This is a genomic window from Roseivirga spongicola, from assembly GCF_001592965.1.
In the GTDB taxonomy this organism is placed as follows: Bacteria; Bacteroidota; Bacteroidia; order Cytophagales; family Cyclobacteriaceae; genus Roseivirga; species Roseivirga spongicola.
Window position 1 is genome coordinate 1,103,276 of record NZ_LRPC01000001.1, and the last position, 24,192, is coordinate 1,127,467.

At 40.9% G+C, this 24,192-nt stretch carries 10 protein-coding genes; 7 read left to right on the forward strand and 3 right to left on the reverse strand.

Features of this window, described 5'->3' with window-relative positions:
* The first annotated feature begins 26 nt into the window (after positions 1–26).
* The 7 genes from atpE to AWW68_RS04895 all read left to right on the forward strand — a co-directional run bounded on the left by atpE (position 27) and on the right by AWW68_RS04895 (position 5,417).
* Positions 27–287 carry an ATP synthase F0 subunit C gene (gene atpE, locus AWW68_RS04865; RefSeq protein ID WP_068217182.1) on the forward strand — a complete coding sequence of 87 codons (261 nt, stop codon included), beginning with the start codon at positions 27–29 and terminating at the stop codon, positions 285–287.
* Positions 288–358: 71 nt separating this feature from the next.
* Positions 359–853 carry a F0F1 ATP synthase subunit B gene (locus AWW68_RS04870; protein WP_068217183.1) on the forward strand — a complete coding sequence of 165 codons (495 nt, stop codon included), beginning with the start codon at positions 359–361 and terminating at the stop codon, positions 851–853.
* Positions 854–863: 10 nt separating this feature from the next.
* Complete coding sequence (atpH, locus tag AWW68_RS04875; RefSeq protein WP_068217184.1) at positions 864–1,433, forward strand: ATP synthase F1 subunit delta; 570 nt, start codon at positions 864–866, stop codon at positions 1,431–1,433.
* 18 nt (positions 1,434–1,451) lie between these two features.
* On the forward strand, positions 1,452–3,026 hold the full coding sequence (gene atpA / locus AWW68_RS04880) for a F0F1 ATP synthase subunit alpha (protein ID WP_068217185.1): 1,575 nt from the start codon (positions 1,452–1,454) through the stop codon (positions 3,024–3,026).
* A gap of 33 nt (positions 3,027–3,059) precedes the next feature.
* Positions 3,060–3,938, forward strand: a complete 879-nt coding sequence (gene atpG / locus AWW68_RS04885) for an ATP synthase F1 subunit gamma (RefSeq protein ID WP_068217188.1) — start codon at positions 3,060–3,062, stop codon at positions 3,936–3,938.
* 58 nt (positions 3,939–3,996) lie between these two features.
* Positions 3,997–4,809, forward strand: a complete 813-nt coding sequence (locus AWW68_RS04890) for a hypothetical protein (RefSeq protein WP_068217189.1) — start codon at positions 3,997–3,999, stop codon at positions 4,807–4,809.
* Positions 4,806–5,417 (forward strand): class I SAM-dependent methyltransferase, encoded by a 612-nt coding sequence (locus AWW68_RS04895; RefSeq protein WP_068217191.1) that lies wholly within the window; start codon positions 4,806–4,808, stop codon positions 5,415–5,417. The genes AWW68_RS04890 and AWW68_RS04895 overlap by 4 nt, the downstream gene beginning before the upstream one ends.
* On the opposite strand, the gene AWW68_RS04900 is transcribed toward AWW68_RS04895, so the two are convergent.
* The 3 genes from AWW68_RS04900 to AWW68_RS04910 all read right to left on the reverse strand — a co-directional run bounded on the left by AWW68_RS04900 (position 5,407) and on the right by AWW68_RS04910 (position 24,057).
* Entirely contained in the window at positions 5,407–10,917 is a 5,511-nt protein-coding gene (locus AWW68_RS04900; RefSeq protein ID WP_068217193.1) for a T9SS type A sorting domain-containing protein, read from the reverse strand. The genes AWW68_RS04895 and AWW68_RS04900 overlap by 11 nt on opposite strands.
* Positions 10,918–11,230: 313 nt before the next feature.
* On the reverse strand, positions 11,231–18,157 hold the full coding sequence (locus AWW68_RS04905) for a LamG-like jellyroll fold domain-containing protein (protein ID WP_068217195.1): 6,927 nt from the start codon (positions 18,155–18,157) through the stop codon (positions 11,231–11,233).
* A 233-nt stretch (positions 18,158–18,390) separates the two neighbouring features.
* A complete protein-coding gene (locus AWW68_RS04910; protein WP_068217197.1) occupies positions 18,391–24,057 on the reverse strand; it encodes a T9SS type A sorting domain-containing protein in 5,667 nt (1,888 codons plus the stop codon).
* Positions 24,058–24,192 lie beyond the last annotated feature (135 nt).

Consider the following 24,192-nt stretch of genomic DNA (forward strand, 5'->3'; position numbering starts at 1 on the left):
ATTGTTTCATTTATAATAACAAACTTATGTTAGCTATTTTATTATCTGCTGGTATCGCTCTTTTAGGAGCTGCTATTGGCGCTGGCCTAGTTGCAATTGGTGCAGCTTTAGGTATCGGAAAAATTGGTGCTGCCGCTATGGAAGGTATGGCTCGTCAGCCAGAAGCTGCTGGTAAATTGCAGTCTGGTATGTTGATCATTGCCGCTCTTATTGAGGTAATTGCTCTTTTCGGTGTTGTTGCATGTTTCTTGATTGCATCTAACGGCCAAATTGTAGAGGCACTTTAAAAAACCATTTGAACAACTTTAGGCCATTGCATTAGGCAGGTCTAGAGTTGTTCTATTAAAACACTAACAGAATGGACTTATTAATTCCAGATACCGGTTTATTTATACTACAAACAGTAGCTTTCATTATTCTACTTATCGTTTTAGGTAAGTTTGCATGGAAACCTATTCTTAGTGGGTTAAAGGAACGTGAGCAAACTATTGAAAGTGCGCTTTTAGCTGCAGAGCAAGCTAAGAAAGACATGCAGGCACTTCAGGCCGATAACGAGAAGCTTTTGGCTGAAGCAAGAGCTGAGAGAGACTCTATCTTGAAAGAAGCAATGGATGTTGCTAACTCTATTAAAGAGGAAGCAAAAGAAGAGACTGGCAAAATCACAGCTAAAATGCTGGAAGATGCTAAAGCAACTATCGAAAATGAGAAAAGAGCTGCTTTGGCAGAAGTAAAAACTCAGGTAGCTGCCCTTTCTCTTGAAATTACTGAGAAGGTCATCAGAAAGCAGTTGAGCGAGAAGAAAGCTCAAGAAGCTTTGGTTGATGAGTATGTAAAAGATTTGAACTTAAACTAAATCCGGACGAATGTCTGAATATAGAATTGCTTCCAGATACGCTAAATCACTTCTAGACCTTGCTGTTGAGAAAAAGGTCTTGGAAGAGGTGAACAAAGACATGCAACTCCTTACTGGAATTGCTGAAGAAAGCCGCGATTTAGTGTTAATGCTGAAAAGCCCAATAATTAGCCACGACAAGAAACTGTCTGTGCTGGATAAGGTTTTCAAGGGTAAAGTGAATGACATGACCATGTCTTTCTTTACTATCCTTACCAAAAAGCACAGAGAGGCCTACCTTATTCCTGTGGCTGAGGAGTTTCATCATCAATACAATGTGTTTAAAGGTATTGAGGAAGCTACCATTACCACTACTTTCCCATTGAATGACGCCTTGAGAAAGGAATTCATCAATTTGGTTGAAAGAATTTCTTCCAAGAAAGTGGAGTTGACAGAAAAAATTGACGAATCATTAATCGGTGGTTTTATCCTGAAAATTGGAGACCGTCAGATAGATGATTCAATTAACTCAAAGTTGAAAGCCCTTCGTTTAGAGTTCACAAAAACCACTACGAAAAGGCCTATTAAAGTAATTAGATAACATTAACTCGATTATAAAATGGCAGATGTAAGACCTGATGAGGTTTCAGCAATCTTAAGAGAGCAACTCTCTAACTTTAAATCGGAGGCCGAGCTAGAAGAAGTAGGTACCGTATTGCAAGTGGGTGACGGTGTTGCCAGAATCTACGGACTGTCTAAAGCACAGTCTGGTGAATTGTTGGAATTCGACAATGGTTTGAATGCTTTGGTATTGAACCTTGAAGAAGACAACGTAGGTGCTGTATTGCTTGGTGATTCAGCTGAGATCAAAGAAGGAGATACCGTTAAGCGTACCGGAAGAATCGCCTCTATCAATGTAGGTGAAGGTATGGTTGGCCGTGTGGTTAATACCCTGGGTGAACCAATTGACGGTAAAGGCCCAATTGAAGGCGAATTGTTCGAAATGCCTTTGGAAAGAAAAGCCCCGGGTGTAATCTATCGTCAGCCGGTAAACGAGCCACTTCAGACTGGTATCAAGGCAATCGACTCAATGATTCCGATTGGTCGTGGTCAGCGTGAGTTGGTAATTGGTGACCGTCAGACAGGTAAGACTGCCGTTGTAATCGATACTATCATTAATCAAAGAGAATTTTACGAAGCAGGTGAGCCTGTATTCTGTATCTACGTTGCCGTAGGTCAGAAGGCTTCTACTGTAGCAGGTGTTGTAGCTGCCCTTGAAAAAGGTGGTGCTATGGACTACACGGTAGTAGTTTCAGCTTCTGCTGCAGATCCTGCTCCAATGCAGTTCTTTGCTCCATTTACAGGTGCTGCTATTGGTGAATATTTCAGAGATACGGGACGTCCGGCCCTTGTGGTTTATGACGACCTTTCTAAGCAAGCGGTAGCTTACCGTGAGGTATCTCTTCTATTGAGAAGACCTCCGGGACGTGAGGCTTACCCAGGTGACGTATTCTATCTTCACTCAAGACTTTTGGAAAGAGCTGCGAAAGTGAATGCTAATGACAGCATTGCTGCAGATATGAATGACCTTCCTGATTCTTTGAAAGGAAAAGTTAAAGGTGGTGGATCATTAACAGCACTTCCAATTATCGAAACTCAAGCTGGTGACGTTTCTGCATATATTCCTACCAACGTAATTTCAATTACTGATGGTCAGATCTTCTTGGAAACTAACCTTTTCAACTCAGGTGTGAGACCTGCTATTAACGTAGGTATCTCAGTATCTCGTGTAGGAGGTTCAGCTCAGATTAAGTCAATGAAGAAGGTATCTGGTACGTTGAAGCTAGACCAAGCTCAGTTCCGTGAACTAGAGGCATTTGCTAAGTTCGGTTCAGACCTTGATGCTGCAACTCAGTTGACTATTGATAGAGGTAGAAGAAACCAAGAAATCCTTAAGCAAGGACAGTACTCTCCAGTACCTGTAGAAGAGCAAGTAGCTATTATTTACGCTTCTACTAAGGGCTTAATTGACAAGGTACCTGTAGAGAAAGTAAGAGAGTTCGAGAAAGAATTCTTAATGGTACTTAGAAACAGCCACAGAGCTGCTCTAGACTTATTGAAAGCTGGAAAATTGGATGACAGCGCTATTGAGTCTATCAAGCAAGTTGCTAAGGAAGTTTCTGCTAAATATTAATTTGATTTTTGGGGTAACCCATAACCATAGATTATGGCAAGTTTAAAGGAAGTTAAAGAACGAATTCAGTCGGTAAGCTCTACACAGCAGATTACCAAAGCCATGAAAATGGTGGCGGCAGCCAAGCTGAGAAGAGCTCAAGATAGAATTGTTCAGCTTAGACCATATTCAGAAAAACTGGCGGCACTTTTAGCCAATGTTTCTTCAGGTAATAATGAAGAAGGCATGAATACTTACTCAGAAGAAAGAGAAGTGAGAAGAGTGCTAATTGTACCAGTAAGTTCAGACAGAGGTCTGTGTGGTGCCTTCAACTCAAATGTGGTTAAGGCTTGCAGAAGATTAATCGAGTCTGATGAATTGCAAGGCAAAGAAGTTGAGGTTCTTCCAATTGGTAAGAAGTCTTATGACAACTTCAGAAAGAAGGGTTACCCTATGGTGAACGACTTCTACGAAGTTTTCGGTGACTTAACTTTCGACAACGTAAGAGAGGCAGCAGAATATGCTATGAACTCTTATGCTGAAGGAAAATACGATAAAGTTTACTTGGTGTACAACGAATTTAAAAACGTTGCCACTCAGATAGTTCAAACAGAGCAATTCCTACCTATAGTAGAAATTGAACAAGATGAGACGGTGAACACAGGCATCGATTACATCTATGAGCCATCTAAAGACTTTATTGTTGAAGAATTGATTCCTAAATCGTTAAAAATTCAATTCTACAAAGCTGTTCTAGAATCTAATGCTTCTGAGCATGGTGCTAGAATGACAGCCATGGGTAAAGCAACAGATAACGCTGCTGAACTATTGAAAGAATTGAAATTGACTTATAATAGAACGCGTCAGGCGGCAATTACTAAAGAAATCCTTGAGATTGTTGGTGGTGCTGAAGCCTTGGCCTCTGCTAGCTAGGATAACAACATTTTATTATAAATTGAACCCTGATTCATTTCTGAGTCAGGGTTTTTTTATGCTAAGAATCATTCATTTCGTACAAAACCTAAGCCTTGATATTACCATTGGCGCAGTGATATCATCACTCTTTTTGGCTAGGGTTATGAATGTTGAAGTTTCTGCCTACATGATGATAGGCTTGGCCATTGCTATTTGGTTAATCTACACCTTTGATCATTTAAGGGATGCTTATAAAACCAAGGGAAGATCAAATAACCCAAGGCATGCTTTTCATCAGAGATATTTCAAGGAGGTTTCTTCAGTTGCGCTAATAGTTTTTGCCTTAGGTCTTTACAATTTAAAGTATTTACCAAAAGAGACTATCTACTTAGGTTTAGTCCTTGTAGGTCTAAGTGGCTTATATTTTGTCTATTTAATGCTGGCTAAGAAAGCGATAAGCAAGGAGCTATTCGCGGCAACTGTGTATGTTGCTGGCATTGCCACCGCTCCGCTCAGTTTGGCCGAAACTGTTGAGGCCGAATGGGTGATCTTGTTGCTAATTTTTTGGATTCTAGCCTATGCTAACCTGTTGATAATTCCTTCTTATGAAGTAGAGCTAGACAAAAGTGATAATCAAAGCTCCGTGGTGACAAGGCTTGGAGAATTAAGGGTTAAGCGATTGCTTCTATTTCTACTGGTTTTATGCACTCTGCTAATTCAGTATTTTGGCTATCTCACCAATCTGTCTGCGGCCTATCTAATTCTAATATTGATGGTTTCCACCCTTTTAATACTGGTGCTTAGGCCTCAATATTTTCGAAAATATCAGCTCTATAGAATATTGAGCGATGGAATTTTCTTTCTACCAGGTATTGCGCTATTAGTATGAAGGAGAATCAGTATGATTTGGTGGCACCTTTTTATGATGCGCTGGCTAAGCTAATATTTGGAGAAAAATTGCTGAAAGCTCAAATGCATTATTTGGGCGAAATGAAGAGTTCTGACAGGGTATTAGTTGTTGGAGGGGGAACTGGAAGAATTCTTAAGCATCCTGCTTTTCTGCACGCTAAATGCATAGACTACGTAGAGCTCTCGGCTAAGATGATATTGGAAGCTCAGGAAAACGCTGGAAACCTTCAAAATGTGAGATTTCTAGAAATTGATTTTTTTCAGCATCATGGAGAATATGACTTCATTATATGTAATTTCTTTTTGGATTGCTTTAATGAACATTATCTGGACTTGGCGATTCGAAAACTACATGGCTTGCTGTCTCAAAACGGAACGCTTTTAGTGACTGATTTTAAACCATCATCTAATAGGAAGAACAAGCTTATAGTTTCCTTGATGATCATTTTTTTCAGGCTTACCACTCGGCTTCAGGCTCCTAAATTACAAGACATACCTCAGGCATTAAGGGCTTTGTTTAGTCCAGTTCAACGAGCTTCTTTTAACAATGGCCTTGTTTTCTCAAGCTTGCTGAAACCTAATCCTTAATAAGCAACCTATAAGTTTTAGTTACTTGAGAGCATTTTACCCTCACCAAGTTGATACCCGTTCTTAATTTATCAGTAGGTATTTCTAGGTTAGCATTCATTTGGTTTAGGCGTTTGTCTTCCGTGTATAGAACTACACCATCTGGACTAATGACCTCAATTCTAATTTGATCATTGAACTCGTGTGAAGCTAACCTTATCTGAGCCTTAGAACCACGCCTGACGGGGTTCGGATAAATTGCTCCATTTTCATGATTACCTGATGATACATCTACGGCCACAATTCTAGAGAAGCTATCATTATTACTTCTATCGGTAGTTTTTAGGCGATAGTAGCTTCTTCCTTCCACTGGGTTATCATCTATGTGTCTATAAGCTACTTCGCTTGGAAGTTCTTTTCCTGACATTACATGAAGTGTGCTAAAGGCTTGCCCATCATTACTTCGTTGGACTTCAAACATGGTATTAGACTCTTCATTAGTGGTTTTCCATTGAATCATAACTGAGTTTAATTCAGAGTTGAATGCTGCATCAAAAGCGAGTAACTCAATAGGTAGGGCTCCAATTTCTTCAGATCCTAAGGTAAAGTATTGGCCAGTGCTGAAATTAACGGTGAAGGACACTGTTTTTTCTGATGAATTGATGGAAGACGGTGAATAAAGAGTGACACCGGAAGAAAAGTCACCGTCTCCATCAACCATTAATCTCAGCAAGTTTAGATTATTTGACCCAGCACCAGAAGGCCCAGAAATATCTGATACATCAAATGTTAGGGTTACACTTCCTATTGTTCCGGTTTCCTGAACATGCCACTCTCTGTTCGGTCTACTGTTTACCTGACTACTATTATACTCCCTGTTATCAGGATCTTCCATTGGTGCATTATCATTTGCCCATATTAAAAACGAATCGTCTGTGTTGAAAGAAGCTACTTCCATGGTAACAATTGCGTCATTGTTTTCACTCTTAGATTTCAGTTGTGATAAACAGCTGTTGTCATCGCGTCCAATTCCAGCAATATCACTGTTGTATGAAGCATCTGAAGTGTAGCTCCATATAGTACCACCATCAGATGCTAAGTATGCTGAACTGCCTCCTCTGGTTATTCCATATTTTAGAGCTAGATAAGATTCTACTCTTTGTCTTTCTGCAGTGGTAAGGTCATCTGAAAAGACTATAGATTCAGCGATTCTGCCGGCAAACTGAGAGCCAACGGTGGGGCTAGGATTATTCCCGATACCAAAACCAGAAGGATTGGAGAAGGTGCTTGTGCTTCCTGTACCAGTAGCATTACTGGCAGAGTTGATATATAGGGCGAGTGCTCCAGTAGACCGTACACGAGTAGCTGTAGCAATGTATGGTTCAAAATCTATGTAGGTTGTGCCTGCAGTACTTCTAACCGTAAGGTCATCGTTATTCGCAGCATTTAAATGTATTCTACCCTCTGCAATACCAAGTCCGTAATCTAAATCTGTACCAGAGGTGCCCGCACCCAGTAGCACTGGGGCATTCTCAAAATCACCGGTATCACCACCAAGTTGACCAGATTCAAAGACGGTAATAATGGTAAAATCGCCACTTACGTTGTTGCCGTTAGTTGTTTCAATATAGGACGCATTAGTTGAGTTCGGGTCAGAGAACTGAATTGCTGGGTTGAAGTTGATTTCTGAAGTCTGATATGTTGGCTCTACAGGATTTACCCCTCCAAGATCTAATTCTGTACCATTTCTATTATTCACACTTTGGTCGGCCCAAGAAGAAATGTTGCTGTCATCTGTAGTGGTATTGGTGCCTTCATTGGCTTTGAGCCATAGGGCTAAATCTGTGGTTACTCCTCCAGGCCCACAGGTTTCTCTGGCCGTTCCTAAGGTAAAGTAGTCGCCATCAGAAAACTCTATGTTATTGAAGGTTAAAACATTACCGTTAAATGTTCCACCTGTAATGGTTGAGCCCGAAGCCATTGTAGGCGAACCTGATATTATTAGTTGAAAATCTGTAGCCGAAGAGGAATAGCCCAACCCAGATAAGTCAAAAGAGATGGAGCTATTCTCTATAGTTCCCGTTTTATCTACTCTCCATATGGTTTCCATTCGTTCTGTTACCGTTCCAGGAACATCTACCGTATTAGCATTCGCTTGGGCAGGGTTGTCTCCATCATTACCCCAGATTAGGAAGGTGTTGTCTGAATCGAATGAATTTGGGTTGGTGACATTACTAGAAAATATGCCCTCATTTCCGATAGTTACAATGCTCCCTGAATTGGAACTTTTAGATTGTTTTTGAGAAAGGCATGAGTCATCGTCTCTTCCAATTCCTGCAATATCATTGGCATAGCCAGAATTGGTGGTTGCGTTCCAAACAGTTGTTCCAGCTGAGTTTACATAGTCTTGCGGAGAGGTTTGATCTATCGTAATTCCGTATTTAATGGCTAGGTAAGATTGGATTCTGTTTTTCTCAGCATCAGTTGGCCTGCTTGAGAAAGAAATGATTTCAGCTATTTTCCCGTCAAAGAAATTGGTAAAAGAGAAGTCGTTTGGTGTTTCAAATCTTCCAATGGCGTATTCTTCGTTTGAGACGGCCAAATAGCCACTTCCACTTGTTGCATTATCTACTTGTATGCCATTCTGGAAAATACCTGAAGCAGTAGCTCCTGCGTTTTCACGAGTTTCAAAGAGCTGTGGAATATTGGCAGGTATAGTCTTGGTATTATCTACTCTTAATTGAGCATAACTATTCGCTCCATTTCCTACCAAGTGCCCAAGAACATCATCCGATCCACTAAAAATTCCACCCAAATAAAAGCCGCCTATGCTACTGGTTGTTGTCACTGAAGAGTCATCCCAGCCTAATGGAACTTGTCTTGTTGTGGCGCTAGTATAGGTGTCGTCTGGCGTGAGCACCAAGTAGTAGGCATGGGTGTAGAACCCGTCTGCTGACGTTAATACGTTATCGACACCATCAAAATCTAGGGCTGGATTAAAGTTGATGCTGTTAGAAAGATACGATGGAACGGTGCCTGAGCTTCCTGTTGCATTGTTGCCAGAGGCTAGGTCTTCCCAAGACGTTACTTCTCCTGAGGTAGAATTAGGTCCTAAATCTGCCTTCAACCATAGGGCCAAGTTGGTACTTACTCCACCTGGCCCACAATCTATGTATCCTGTGCCAAGCGTAAAGTATTCCGCATCATCTAAGTCAACATCGAAAAAAGTAAGCGTTGACCCATTCACTACACCTCCCGTTATTATTTGCGCATTTGAGAAGTTACCTGCCGAATTGTTAGCCGCAATTAACAGGCTATAATCTGAGCTAGTTGGGCTACCGCTAAAGGTAACTTCGTTAAGGTCGAATGAAATATCAACCGTGCCAACATTGCCATTCTCAGAGACCCTCCAAATTCTATCCACTCTATTGTTAATGATCGATGGCACATCTGATGCCTGACTAAGGTCATCAGCGTTGCCACCGTCATTTCCCCAAATCAACCAAGTGTCGTTTGCATTGAAGCTAGCCCCATTATCTATGGTGATTACGGAACCATTGTTTTCGCTTCTAGATTTCTGCTGTTCGAATTCTGAGTTATCATCTCTTCCAATACCCGCTATATCATTATTATACTCCAAGTATCCTCCTAAACTGGCATTGAGTGTAGTATTGAATATGATTTCTCCAGATGAATTGACATAATTTATCGGGGTACCTTGATTTAATGTTACACCGTACTTAAGAGCTAGGTAGCTCTCAATTTTGTTTCTAGTTGAAGCAGTAAAGCTTCCGGGCTCATTGCAGTATATGAACTCAGGAATTTCACCTCTAAATGAGTTGGCATTTGAATTTGAGCCATCATCGTACCTTTGAGCTGCTCCAGATCTTCCTAAGTTTATATCTCCTGTATGGGAAAACAATAATCCAATATTTGGAACAGTTCCGATTATCTGACCATTGAGGTAGGCCCTAAAGCTACCAGATATAGAGGAGTTTCCTTCAAGCTCAAAAGTGAGTACGTACTCAGTATCGCCAGTAATAGAGATACTAGAAGTGTTGTCTCCAGTATTCCATGGAGCCCCTGTGCCATCACTTGTTCTGTTCCAAGCATGTGTGAAAAGTGATCCATTTCTTATATAAATATTAATGCCTCGGTTATCATCTCCCTGCTCATAAAGCACTTGCCTTGTGGTAACATCACTGTCTGTTCTAAATACTAAGGATATGCCCTTATTCTCATAACTACTTCCATTATTGTTGAAGTCTGAGTTATTGGAAGTGGTTAATCCTCTATCTGTACTTGTAAAGTCGGCTGTCTGATTGAAGTTGATGCTAGAAGTGGAGCTTCTATAAATAGGAGAGGTTACACTGGTTGTAAAGTCATGATTGCCTATCCAGTGATCTTGCCAATCGGTGATGTTGGAGCCTTCTGTAGAAGTTGTAACGTCTGCTGTTTCATTGGCTTTTAGCCAGGTTGAAAGAGCGGCTTTGTATCCGCCAGGACCAATTGCTGGAGTCAAGCAATCATCTGCCGATACAGCAGCGGAAACACCTGCGACTAAATCTAAACCTGATGCTGCCGCAGAGGTAGTTGTAGGGAAGGTTGAAATATCAGTAAGATCATGATCGGTATCATTGGTATCATAGGCAAACAGAGAGTACCCGTAAATTATTTGCCCAGCAGAGATACCTAATTCTGTAAATGAAACTGCCACTCCTTGTATTACTTGGCCTGGTTGACCAGCAATAACTCCAGTATTCAATAAGGGTAAGGGATTTTCGCCCACGGTTTGTCTTCTTAAAATCAAGTAGTCGTCATAATAGATACCCGATTGTGGCCAGTCGGAGTCTACAATGTCTACCATGCTGCTATATGCCGAAGGATTACCGTTGTTGTCTAGAGCGGTAATTGCTGCAATTTTTATACTGTCATTGCCACCTCTTTCTATTACCGGAAAAACAGCGCTGTCTGGTTCGCATGTAACTATTCCAGTTCTCCAAATAGCATCTACTCTTTCTATTTGTGCTTGAATACTTCCAGAAGCTTGGTTGTCTACATTTACTAGAATATTGTCATAGCCACTGATTAGACTTCCTGTTTGATACAAGGCATCAGCATCTTCTACCTCTTGTCCATCCATTATAAGCTCTGTAGTACCAAATAGTAGTGGAACGTCTATATCGATGAGCGTATACCAGATATTGACAAACCTTCCGCCATCTGTTCTTCTTAAAACCAAGGTGTCTGGTTCTAGGGAGTTGGCGTAAGTTCTTCCAGCTATAGTGTAGCTCACAAGATTGTAGTCATCACCTCTACCATAGCTTACATCGTAAGTTTGTCCTGAGTTGATGTCATTGCTTGCATCACTAGGTGCCGTAGCGCTGTAAGTGCTATTAGTTGGATTTACTACAGATACTGTATAAGATGAAATAGCTGTTTGGGAATAAGCATAATTATCCCACGACTCGATTAATAAAAGAGCGAGTACTGTACACAAATACTTTCTTAAATGCTGCATAAGGAACAATTAATGTTCTAACTACATTCAGAAATGTGCTTTGTATAAGTATTAAGCCTGAATAAAGGTCGGAAGTATTTATAATGGTATTCTTGTAGGTATAGTATAATATACCTAATAATGCTGAATTAGTTTTAGGATTATATGACTATTTCCTCTTTTGTGGTGTAAAATGCAAAAAAATGTATTTGAAATAAATGATTGTATAAAGTTTGTATTAATTAAGTTTATACATGCTTTTTCATCTGAATAAGTAAAAAGCCTCAGAATATTATTCTGGGGCTTTTTATATTGATTTTGTATTACGTGCTAATTAATGTACTACAAGTTTCAGGGTGAAAGTCTTGTTTTGAGAGTCAGTGATTTTAATCAGATTCAGGCCTCTATTTAGACCGGAGGTTGGTATAGTAATAGTTTCACCTCGTAATGATAGTAGTTCTTCTTTTTGATAAAGCTGGGTTCCTTTCATATCAAAGACCCTAATTTTCACTTCTTTATTCTGATCTACCTTGTACTTGATATTTACCGGAGTACCTATATTAACTGGATTAGGATATAGAGTGAAATCTATATTGAAAGTAGTATTAACAAATACAGACCTTATTTCAGTATACTCGAAGCCACCATTAAAGTCGGTCTGCTTAAGTCTATAGTAGCTATAGCCTTGGAACGGATCGATATCTGCAAATTGATAAGTTTGCACTCCCTCAGAATTTCCGGCTCCATTTATTGTGCCTATAGGTCTAAAGTTTTGACCATCTTGACTGCGTTCCACAGTAAAGAAAGAGTTGTTGTCTTCAGAAGCTGTAGCCCATCTCAATTGAACTGTTCCGCTTTCCGAAGCATTTGCGGTAAAGGATATCAACTGTACCGGTAGGGCCGCAATTTCTTCCGAACCAAGAGTATAATATTGACCATTACTAAAGTCTACTGTAAAGGTTACGGTATTGTTTGTTCCATTAAATGAGGTTGGAGATATCAAGGTTGTACCCGATGTAAAGTCTCCATCGTTGTCTACCATTAATCTGAGTTGACTCAAGTTGTTGGTGCCTACTCCAAGAGGTCCAGAGATATCATCTAGATCGAAGGTAACCTGAATACTACCTACTGTACCAGTTTCCTGAACCTTCCATTCTCTATTTAGCCTACTTTTAACCTGCGAACTATTGAACTCTCGATTGTTTGGATTCTCAATAGCTGCGTTGTCATTACCAGAAACAATGAAACTATCATCAGTACCAAAACCGCCAGGAAGGCTAAAGGTAACTAAGGCATCACTATTTTCGCTTCTAGATGTAGTTTGTTCCAAACAAGACAAATCATCTCTACCAATTCCAAAAATATCATTGTAATAGGTTGTTCCTTGACCATCATAATCCCAGATTACACCACCGTCACCAGCTCTATAGTCTCTTTCGTCAATACTTCCGGTACTGCCGTCATCAGAGCCATTTCTTGTCAATCCATATTTGATGGCCATGTATGATTCTACTCTGCTTCTTTCGTCAGAATTAAGTGCTGATGAGAAAACTAAAGTTTCAGCAATGTCGCCAGCAAATTGAGCTTGAAGATCTTCATTAAAGTGATTTCCTATTCCAAATCCAGTAGCGCTTCCAAGGGTGGCGCTTCCAGTTCCACTTCCTACAGACTCTGAATCTACATATAGGTTTAATGCAGTTCCATTTTTTACAGAGCTAACAAAGTGTACATTATTATCATTATAAGTTCCAGTTGTCTGTGCTTCGAACCCGTTATCTGAATCGGCTTCTAACCAGATGGTTCCTCCTTGCATACCCATTGACCAGTCGGCAGAGCCAGCATTTCTAGAGCTAATCAAAACAGGTGAGTTTAATGCATCTTCATCAGTTCCTTGAGATTGACCTGTTTTAAATACTGAGAAAAGTGTGAAGTTTCCTGTCACCGAATTAGATGTTGTTCTCAAATAAGAGGCGTTAGATGAGTTAGGGTCGGTGAACCTAGCTACTGGGTTAAAGTTGATCTCATTAGTCTGATAAGTAGGTTCAACAGGTAGAGCGCCATCTAGAGTTTCAAGCGAAGCATTAATCTGTGGAGAGCTCTGATCATTCCATTGCAGAATGTTGTCATTGTCATTAGCCAAGGTAAAACCAGCGTCTGAATAAGCCTCTGCATTACCCTTAAGCCACAAAGCAATGTTTGTATTTACACCACCAGGACCACAGGTTTTATAAGCAGTACCAATAGTAAAGAATTGGCCATCGGCTAAATCTACACCTGAGAAGGATAGAATATTGCCGTTGAGCGTGCCGCCAGTTATTACTGTGGCATCGGCCATTGTAGAGGAGTTGCTTACTAGAAGAGAGAAATCTTCTTCGTTACCGCTGTATCCTAGGCTGGTTAAATCAAACTGCAATTCGGTATTACCTACTTCTCCAGTATCATTAACACGCCACACTCTTGTCATTCTTTCAGCTATGGCATTTGGCACATCAGAAGTTTCTGCACTTGCTTGTGCTGTAGCACCATTATCATTACCCCACATGAGATAGTCTCCTGAATCGTCAAAGCTATTAGAGTTTTCCGCGTTTGTATTTGCTATCTCTTGTAGGCCTATTGCCAAAATATCATCAGAATTAGCACTAGTAGACTGCTTTTGACTGAAGCAAGCGTTATCGTCTCGTCCAATTCCGGCCACATCGTTATGATAGGTTGCGTAATCTGAGGCATCCCATATAATTGTACCATCAGCTCTTGTGTAGTCACCTGCGGTGCCACCGCCAGTGTTGTTCAATGTCATTCCATATTTAATAGAAAGGTAAGATTGAACCCTGTTGTGCTCTGCGTCTGTAGGGCGTGTTGAGAATGAAATAACTTCAGCTATTTGGCCATCGTAGTGTCCATTAACATCAAAGGCATTTGTAGCAACAAAACTACCAAGCTCGTAGTCTACATCACTCGATGTAAGGAACGTGCCGCTATTAAGATCCGCAAGCTGGCGACCATTCACATGCATTTCTGAGCTTGTTCCTCCAGCGTTATCTCTCACAGCCATTAAATATGACTCGTTAGCATTAACTGTACCAAAGGTGGTCTGTGTTATTCCTCGTCTCCATCGTGTTCCTGAGCCTCCAATTGCATGACTAATGACCTCACCTGAAAACGCACTTGTAGCTGAACCCAAGATAAGACCGCCAAAATCGTTAGTTGCCCCTGCAGGTTCATCGAAACCAATAAGTACTTCATTGGTGCTTGAACTGTTCTGAGTACTATCTGGGTTAACAACCATGTAATAAGCTCTGGTGTGGAAGCCTGCTGCTCCAACCATTTGTTCGGTATTGGCTTGATCAAAGTTGACTGAAGGGTTAAAGTTTAAAGAGCTTTCTACAAAGTTAGGCTCTGTACCTCCTGAACCTATTGCATCATTAGCTCCGGCTCTATCACTCCAAGTAGTAATTGATGCACCATCTGTTGTAGTGCTAGTACCCTCATTTGCCTTTAACCACAATGCAAGGTTTGTAGTTACTCCACCTGGGCCGCAATCTGTTCTTGCTGTTCCAATGGTAAAGAATTGACCGTCAGTAAGGTCTACGTTGGTGAAGGTTAAAACCCCATCTTCTAAAGAGGCTGCAGGAATAATTGTACCAGAAGCCATGGTAGAAGAATTTGAAACAATTAGGTTGAAATCACTTAAGTTGGTACTATAGCCTAGTCCTGTAATATCGAATTGAATGGTGGTAGCTCCTGTGTTACCAGTGTCTTGCACCTTCCAAATTCTCTCCATTCTTTCGGTAACTACTCCCGGAACATCTACGGTGTTAGCATTTGCTTGGTCGGCAAAGTCTCCATCATTACCCCAAATCAAAAAGTCTCCATCGTCAGCAAAGCTGTTGGTATTGGCATTATTAGAGACTTCAATTCCTCCAAGCCCCATGGTGACTATGCTATTAGCATTTTGGCTTCTAGACTGCTTTTGCTCGAGACATGAAAGATCATCTCTTCCAATTCCAGCTATATCATTATCATAGGTAGCATTGGTAGTAGCATTCCAAGTAGTTGTTCCGTCACCTCTTACGTAATCTCTTCCAGTTGATTGGTCGAGCGTTATACCATATTTGATAGCCAGATAGGACTCAATTCTATCGTTCTCCGCATCTGAAGGTCTTGTGGAGTAGGAGATTAACTCTCCAATTTTACCATCATAAAAACCAGTGAAATTGAAGGCGTTAGGAGTTTCAAACCTACCGAGTGAGTACTCTTCATCGCTAACTGAAAGGTAGCCGCTCCCAGATACGCTGTTGCTTACAACCAAGCCATCTTGTCTAATATCTGCAGCCGTTGCTCCAGCATTTTCCCTTACCGTAAACACTAATGGTATGCCTGAGCTAATGGTTTTACTATTGTTATTTTCTCTCAACCCATAACCGACAGTACCATTACCCACAGTATGAGAGAGTACATCATCAACTCCTCCATATATTCCACCTATAGCAAAACCACCAATGCTGTTAGTTGGAGATGCTGTTCCATCGTCAAACCCTAAAGGCACTTGATAGGTTGATGCACTAGTGAAATTGTCATCTGGGTTGACTACTAAATAGTATGTAGCGGAGTGAAAACCACTTGTTGAGGTTAAAACCTCATCTATTCCATCAAACTCAATAGCAGGGTTAAAATTAATATTGTTGGCAGTATAGTTTGGAGAAGTGCCTGCTCCAGTCGCATCATTACCATTTTCACTTTGGTCTTCCCAGGAGGTTACTAAGCCTCCTTCGGTGGTAGTATTTGTTCCAGCATCCGCTTTTAGCCATAAGGCCAAGTTAGATTCAACCCCTCCAGGTGAACATCTGAAAAACTTAGTTCCCAATGTAAAGTACTCACCATCATCTAAGTTAACCCCAGTAAATGTGATCGTATTTCCATTGAAGGTTCCGCCTGATAGTACAGTTGCATTGGAGAAGTCTGCATCAGTTGTATTTCCGGCAATAAGGAGTGAGAAGTCCGCTGCATTTGAGCTAAGACCTAAACCAGTAAGATCAAAAGAAACAGAAGTGGTAAGCACTTCATTTTCCTCAGCAACTCTCCATACCCTTGTTAATCTGTTCTGAATGGTATCTGGCATGGTAAGCACACTGCTTTCGGTTAATGCTCCTCCATCATTACCCCAAATTAGCCAAGTGTCATCAGTACTTATGGTTGCTCCTCTGTCTATGGTTACAACGCTACCAGTATTTTCACTTCTAGAAGCGGGTTGATCCAGCTCAGAAGCATCGTCTCTACCTATTCCAGCAATGTCATTATTGTATTCAAGGAATCCCCCTAAACTAGCATTTTGAGTAGTGTTGAAAATTATTGCTCCATCAGAATTGAAGTAATTAATTGGAGTGCTCTGATTCAGTGTAATGCCGTACTTAATAGCTAAGTAACTTTCAATACGGTTTCTTTGAGAAGCTAATATTTGACCAGGCTCGTTACAATAAATCAACTCTGAGATTTCTCCTCTGAATGAATTGCTATTAGTGTCTGTTCCGTTTGCAAACCTATTGTTGCCTCCAGATCTACCAAGGGTTATGTCTCCAGTATGAGCATAAAGTTGTCCAACATTAGAAATTGAGCCAAAGCTTTGACCGTTTAAGTAGGCGGTGAAAGTACCAGTTTTACTTGAGTTACCGTTAAGTTCAAAAGTTAGAATGTATTCTGTATTAGCAGATATTGATGTGCTAATAGTTTGGTCTGTATCGTTCCACGGTGAGTCAGAACCATCTGATGCCTGTCGGTTCCAAGCATGTATATGCAGAACACCAGACTCTATGTAGAAGTTAAGACCTCTAGTGGCTCCTCCTTGCTCATAAATTACTTGCCTAGTGCTAACATCTGTGGTGTTAGTTCTTAGGGCAAAATTGATAGACTTTTTCTCATAGACATCTGTGTTGAAGTCTGAGTTGTTTCCTGTTGTAAGACCTCTATCGGTGGTAGTAAAGTCTACGGTAGGGTTAAAGTTTATAGATGATGTGCTACTGCGATAAATTGGTGCGGTACCATCGGTTGTAAAGTCATGATTTCCTAGCCAATGATCTTGCCAGTCGGTAACGTTGCTACCTTCTGTAGAGGTAGTAACATCGTCACTTTCATTGGCTTTAAGCCATGTTGCTAGGGCAGCTTTATAGCCGCCTGGTCCCTTAGTCTCAACTAGGTTATCATCGCTTGCAACTGCAGCCGAAACACCAGCAACTAGGTCGAGCCCAGAGTCGTCAGATTTAGTATCACTTGGGAAGGTAGAGATATCAGTTAGGTCAATGCCTGATTTTACGGTCTGTGAACCTGTTGATAATATATCATTAGTATCCGTAACAAAGCCATTACATACATCTGCAGAGAACAAAGAATAGCCATAGATGCTTTGATTTGCCGAAACTCCTAATTCAGTAAATGATACCGCCACTCCTTGAACAGTCTGTGCAGACTGGCCTACTAATGTTCCAATATTAAGTAAGGGAATAGGTTCAACGCCTGCAGTTTCTCTCCTTAAAATCAAATAGTTGTTGAAGCTTTGCCCCGTTCCGGGCCAAAAGTTCTCTGGAATACCAACTAAATTTCCATAAGAAGCAGGAGTACCATCAGCATTTAGACTAGTAATAGCGGCAATAGCAATATTGTCATTTCCGCCCCTCTCAATTACTGGAAAAACAGCGTTATTTGGTGTTGACGTCTGTATTCCTTGATACCATATCACATCAACTCTCTCAGTTTCAACTTGAATGCTACCACCGGCTAAGTCATCATCGTTCACTAGAATGTTGTCGTACCCAGCATTCAGTGTTCCGGTTTGATAAATAGCATCAGCATCTTCTGTGGGAGTTGGATTGATTAATAGTTGGTCTGGGTCTGTCGCTGTATTTATGGAATTAAGCGTATACCAAATATTCACTAGTCGATCACTAGCAAGCCTTCTGTTGAGAACAAGCGTGTCTGGACGAAGAAACCGGTCAAAAGTCGTTGAAGAGACAGTGTATGAGGCAACAGCTATGTCATTTCCTTGGCCATACAGAATATCGTATGGGCTTGAAGGTGTTATGGAATTACTCGCATCTGATGGTGCAGTAACATTCACTGTAGACGATGTAGCTGCAGAGCTGCTAACGGTAATATTGCTTATTACAGTTTGAGCTTCAGAACAAATTGGAAATAGAATGACTGCGATGAAAAAAGCGAGTCTTCTTCGGTAGTTAGTGCCAGTACTTAGGTGAGCACATGAATGTGCCATATAGTTGCCCTCAATTAGCCCCTTAAAGGGAGTCTACTTAATTATTAATCTGGTTAAGCAGTTGCATGGCTGAACTGCGGTGGTGTTATATGCAATTCCATGCCAAATCGATAGGTTGTGGTCGTAGGCACAAAATTGCAGGATTTATGGCAAAAAACTATATGTCAACAGGAAAATATTTTCCCTATATGGGAAAGGGTATTCATATTCGGGAAAAGTAGACTTCTTTAGAATTATTGATTTATCACGAGGCGCTTAGTGAGCTTTGTTCCGTTTGCAGATTCAATTACTACCAAGTAGATACCTTCAGAGAATTCATTCAAGGTTGTTGTAAAGACTGATTTATTACTGTTAATCGTTTCCTTTAGCATTATTCTTCCTTTCAAATCATAGATGATTAGAGCTCCAGACCCCACTTCAGCCGGAATCAAATAATCTATACTCAAGGTTCCATTCTTGGAAACAGGGTTAGGTCGTAAGCTCAAGCGGTGTTCAAATTGGGACTTGATTAACACTCCTTCTATAGGCGAATAGGTGTGGTTTCCATTATAGTCCACTTGCTTTAGACGGTAGTAGCTTCTTCCTGTAAAAGGCTGCCTATCTATGAATCTATATTTTAGAATTGAAGAGCTATTTCCTGCGCCATCAAGGTCTCCAATAGTTTCGAAAGACTCTCCATTGGAGCTTCTCTCAATATAGAAATAAGCATTATTATCTTCCGAAGCAGTTGTCCAGCTCAAATGCACTTGGCTTTGAAGTGGTGTTGCTGAGAAGGCTAGAAGCTCTATAGGCAGGGCACCTTCTTCTTTAGACCCAAGGGTAAAGAACTGACCATCAGTAAAGTTTCTACTAAAAGTCACTTTTTTATTGACGGCATCTATAGATAGTGGTTCAACTAGAGTTACACTGCTAGTAAAGTCTCCATCGGCATCTACCATTAAAACTACCTGATTTAAATTGTTGGTACCAATACCAGATGGCCCCGTTATGTTTGCCAGATCAAAAGTAATTGTAGCTGAGGAAACGGTACCTGTTTCTTGAATTCTCCACTCTCTGTTTAACCTACTTTTTACCTGAGCCTTATTGTACTCTCTATTACTGGCATCTTCCATGGCAGCATTGTCATTTGCCCACATCATGAATGATTTATCCGAATTAAAAGAGTTGACAGACATGGTGACAATTGCATCGTTATTTTCGCTCTTAGATTTTGTCTGAGTTAAACAGCTTCCATCATCTCTACCCACACCAGCAATATCGTTTCTATAGGTTGTGTTTTCATCCCAGTCGAAGAAAGGGGTTGTACCATCTGAGGCTAAGTAATCTTGTTCAGAAGCACTTAAGCCTGAAACAGTTCTGGTTATTCCATATTTAATAGCTAGGTAAGATTCTACTTGCTGCTTTTGCGTACTGGTGAGCTCACCGCTAAATACTATAACTTCACCTATTCTGGCACTAAGCTGGGCAGTAACTTGTGTTGCGCCATTTGCACCAGAGTGATTACCTAGCCCCCATGTTGATGCTGCATTTAGGCTTGTGTTTGAAGATGTGCCGCTTCCCACACTTGCAGAATTAGCATATAGCTCAATGGCTCCTGAGGCAGCTTGCTCTCTGGTGAAAGTGGCTATAATCGGTTCTAAAGTATTGTATAATGGAGAGGTGCCAGATTGGGCATTAAAGCTATTGTTGTTGTCGGCATTAACGTGCAATCTACCATTGTACATGCCGAGACCATAGTCAGTATTTACAGAATTGGACCCTGTACTAATAAACACCGGTGAGTTGTAAAAGTCATTGCTGCTTCCTTGAAACTGACCCGACTTGTATACCACTACCACAGACATATCTCCAGTTACACTATGAGATCCTGAGGTTTCCATGAATACTGCATTGGTGGAGTTAGGATCGTAGAATCTGATAGCAGGATTAAAATTCATTTCGTCTATTTCATAACTAGGGTAAACCAAATTGGCTCCTCCTAAACCTGTTGCACTCGCATTGAATCCATTGCCACTTTGATCTAACCAACTGGAAACAGTGTCTCCATCTACCGTTTCACTAGTCCCTTCATCTCCTCTAAGCCAAAGCTCAAGGTTTGCACTGACACCACCCGGGGAGCAAGAACTTCTGGCTGTGCCTAAGGTGAAATAATCTCCATCTGAAAAATCTACATTGCTGAACGTAAGTACATCACCATTGAAAGTTCCCCCTGAATAGGTAGATGCCGCAGATAGGTCTGGCATGGTTTCTCCAGAAGAAGCTATGATTAGCTGAAAATCTGAAGCAACTCGGCTTGAATAGTTAGTCAAACCAGATAAGTCGAATGAGACAGCCACATCTTCTACGGTTCCTGTTTCTTGTACTCTCCAAATAGGATCCATACGTTCGGTAACTGTTCCTGGAAGTTGGGTAGTAATTGCGGCACTATTTGGGTCTGATCCATCTGAACCCCAAATGAGGAATGAATCATCGGCACTAAAGCTATTGGTATTGGTGGCATTACTGGTAGCAATCGCTCCTATACCCATTGTAATGATACTGCTCGAGTTGACGCTTTTAGATTGCTTTTGTTCAAAACATGAATCGTCATCTCTTCCTATACCCGCTACATTATTGTGATAGTCAGAATTGGTAGAATAAGTCCAGATTATACCATCGTCTGATGCCACCAAGTCTCCTTCCGAAATACTTCCACTTACTGTTTCTCCAGAAGTAGCGTCTCCATCTCTGTTTGTGCTTATTGTTATTCCATACTTAATGGATAAGTAACTTTGAACTTTAACCTCTTCTAACGGAGTCAGAACATCAGAGAAACTAATAATCTCGGCTATTTTTCCATAAAGGCCCTGGTTTAGATCTTGATTTGCTCCTAGTGCATACCCCTCTGCTGTAGGTGTTGGATCTAAATATGAGTTTTGGTATCTGGAGGTGTTTAGAATTTCACCATTAAGCAAAATGTCTATTGTGTTAGCATCTCCATCACTTGCCACGCCCATTATATAAGTACTGTCAGCCTTCAATACTTTTGAATCATCTACGTATTGCTGATATGTAAAACCTCCACCGAATATGTAGTGAGATATTAGGTTGCCTTGGTCTGCTGATTGCCCTAATGCAGTTAAGCCATCACCAAGATAAAATGCTCCTCCTCTGTTGTTTAAGCCGTAACCAATAGGGGATTGAGGGTCTGTTTCATCCTCAATATCGAATTCAGGCGTTACTACAAGGTAGTAGCCTTGTGTGAAGAATCCCGAATTGCCAATCATGGTTTTATTTCCTTCATCAAATTCTATTGTAGGATTGAAGTTGATATAGTTAGATCTAAATTTGGGTTGAAAAGTAGAGTTGCTTTGTGATGCATCGTTTCCAGTGCCTGCAAGATTAACCCAAGAAGAGATTTTAGTATTGTCAGTATTTCCACTTGGTCCTAGATCAGCTTTTAGCCATAAGCTCAAACCTCCTATACTTGTTATACCCCCAGGGCCGCAGTTTGTATTAAATGTAGTTCCAAGGCTAAAAAATTGGCCATTACTAAAGTCTACATCGCTGAAGGTTAAGGTATTTCCACTTACTACTCCACCAGTTATAATCTGTGCTCCTGAGAAGTTGCCAGCTGAAGAATTTCCGGCAATAAGTAGGCTATAGTTACTTCCCGTAAATGTAGTGCCAGTTAGATCGAAGCTCACATCTACTAGGCCTGCACTACCAGTTTCAGCTACTCGCCATACACGATCTACTCTTCTGCCAATATTAGTAGGCAGATTACTTGTTGTGTTGTCTTCAAAATTGGCGGCATCATTTCCCCAAATTAAAAATGTATTGTCCTGAGGGAAATCAGTATCTCTTTCCATAGTAACAATGGTGCCATTATTCTCACTTTTAGACTTGAGTTGAGAAAGTTCTGAGGCATCATCTCTGCCAATTCCGGCAATATCATTATTGTAAGTTAAGTACCCGCCAGCAGCAGTGTTCAGAGTGGTATTGAAAATAACTGCTCCGTCAGAATTTAGGTAGTTGATAGGGGATGGGCTTTGGTCTAAAGTAATGCCGTACTTTATTGCCAAGTAGCTTTCTATTCTTCGTCTTTGGGTCAAAGGAAATGACCCTGGTTCATTGCAGTAGATAAACTCTGGAATTTCACCCTCAAATGAGAAGGCACTACCAGAACTTTCTCCATCATTGTATTCAAGGCTTTCCGTAGCATCTGATGACCCAAGGGTAACATCTCCTCCTGAGTGATCGTAAAGTAGGCCAACATTAGAAAGTGTACCGAATTGTTCACCATTCAAATAGGCCCTAGCAGTACCGGTGGTTGTACTGTTTCCATCTAGTTCGAATGAAATGATATACTCTGTTTCCGTAGCTAGACCAGATACAGAAATAGTATTAACTGGTGCACCTGTGTTCCAAGGTGAGCCAACACCGCCTCCATCAGAAGCTTGGTTCCATGCTGTTACATGGAGAGTAGAGCCATTAGTATGTATGTTTATTCCTCTAGTCCCATCTCCTTGTTCAAAAATGACCTGCTTTCCGCTTAGTGTTGCAGGTGTTCTGATTAGTACATTGATTCCTTTTTTGGTGTAGAATGATGCATCATTAAAGTCTTCATCGGGATCTGATGTCATAGCTAATGAAGCACTTGCAAATTCTACCGAAGGGTTAAAGTTTACTAAAGATGAAGTGAGGTTGTAAGTGGGTGTACCTTGGTCGGTACTAAAGTCATTGTTGCCAACCCAGTGGTCTTGCCAGTCTGTAACACTGGCACCTTGAGAGGCAGAAGAAGTAACCTCATTGGTACCATTACGATCTACCCCATTGGCCTTTAGCCAAGTGGCCAAGGCAGATTTATAACCTCCAGGGCCCACGGCAGGAGTTAGGCAATCATCTGAAGACACTGCAGCTGTGATTCCAGCAACTAAGTCTAAGCCACTGTTGCTTGCTAAAGTGGTATTGGGAAATGTAGTGATATCAGTAAGGTCGTGAAGAGATGCGTCTACATCTGAGGCAAATATTGAGTAGCCATAAACCACCTCATTGGAGGCAATGCCTAGGTCATCGAATGAAACTGAGACTCCTTGAACTGTTTGTGCACCCTGACCAGGAACATAAGTTCCTATATTGGCTATGGGTAGTGGATCTTCACCTACAACCTGCCGTCTTAGAATAAGGAAGTTATCGAAAGATTGACCTGTTCCAGGCCAATCACTATCTTGAATCAGCACTAGGTCTGAAAAGGCATCTGGTTCACCATCGGCATTTAGTGAAGTAATGGCGGCAACTTTTACCTCATCGTTTCCTCCTCTGTCAATAACTGGAAAAATGGCATTCTCTGGTGCGCAAGTTACAATTCCTGTTTTCCAAATAATGTCCACACGTTCAGTTTGAGCTTGAATTGCCCCTAATCCTTCATCATCAGAATTTACAAGAATGTTATCGTAACCGGCATTTAAGTTTCTGGTAAGATAAACGGCATCAGCATCGCTTACTGCATCTGGCCCTAAGTTCAAGCTTCCACTTGTTACTAGCGGATCATCGATTAGTTCATACCAAATATTTATAAAACGGCTTCCATCAGTACGCCTAATTGCCACAGTATCTGGGGTTAAGAAATTATCGAACGTTACACCAGATACAATGAAATTATCAACGGTAATATTCCTATTGGTTCCCTGACCATTGTTTACATTGTATGCTGCTCCGGGGGTCAGGTCGTTGATAGCATCACTTGGAGCTGTTGTGATGTAAGTTGTTGAAGTGCCTGCTGCCCCAGTAACATTAATGGTACTTATTGGGGTTTGCGCTAAGAGCCCATTAGATGCAATTAGTATTACCACCAGAACAGCAGTAAATTCTCTTTTTACCACTTGCGAAAGTATATATGTTAATAGCTTGGAAGCCATTTTTTTGTTCACGTTAAACCATAGGTTTATAGGCAGTTAGCCGCTATGGTTACTAACCAGTTTTTAAAATTTCAATAAAAAGACTGAATTCTTAGATTGATATGAACTGCAGATTATTTGTGGTGAACTGCAGTT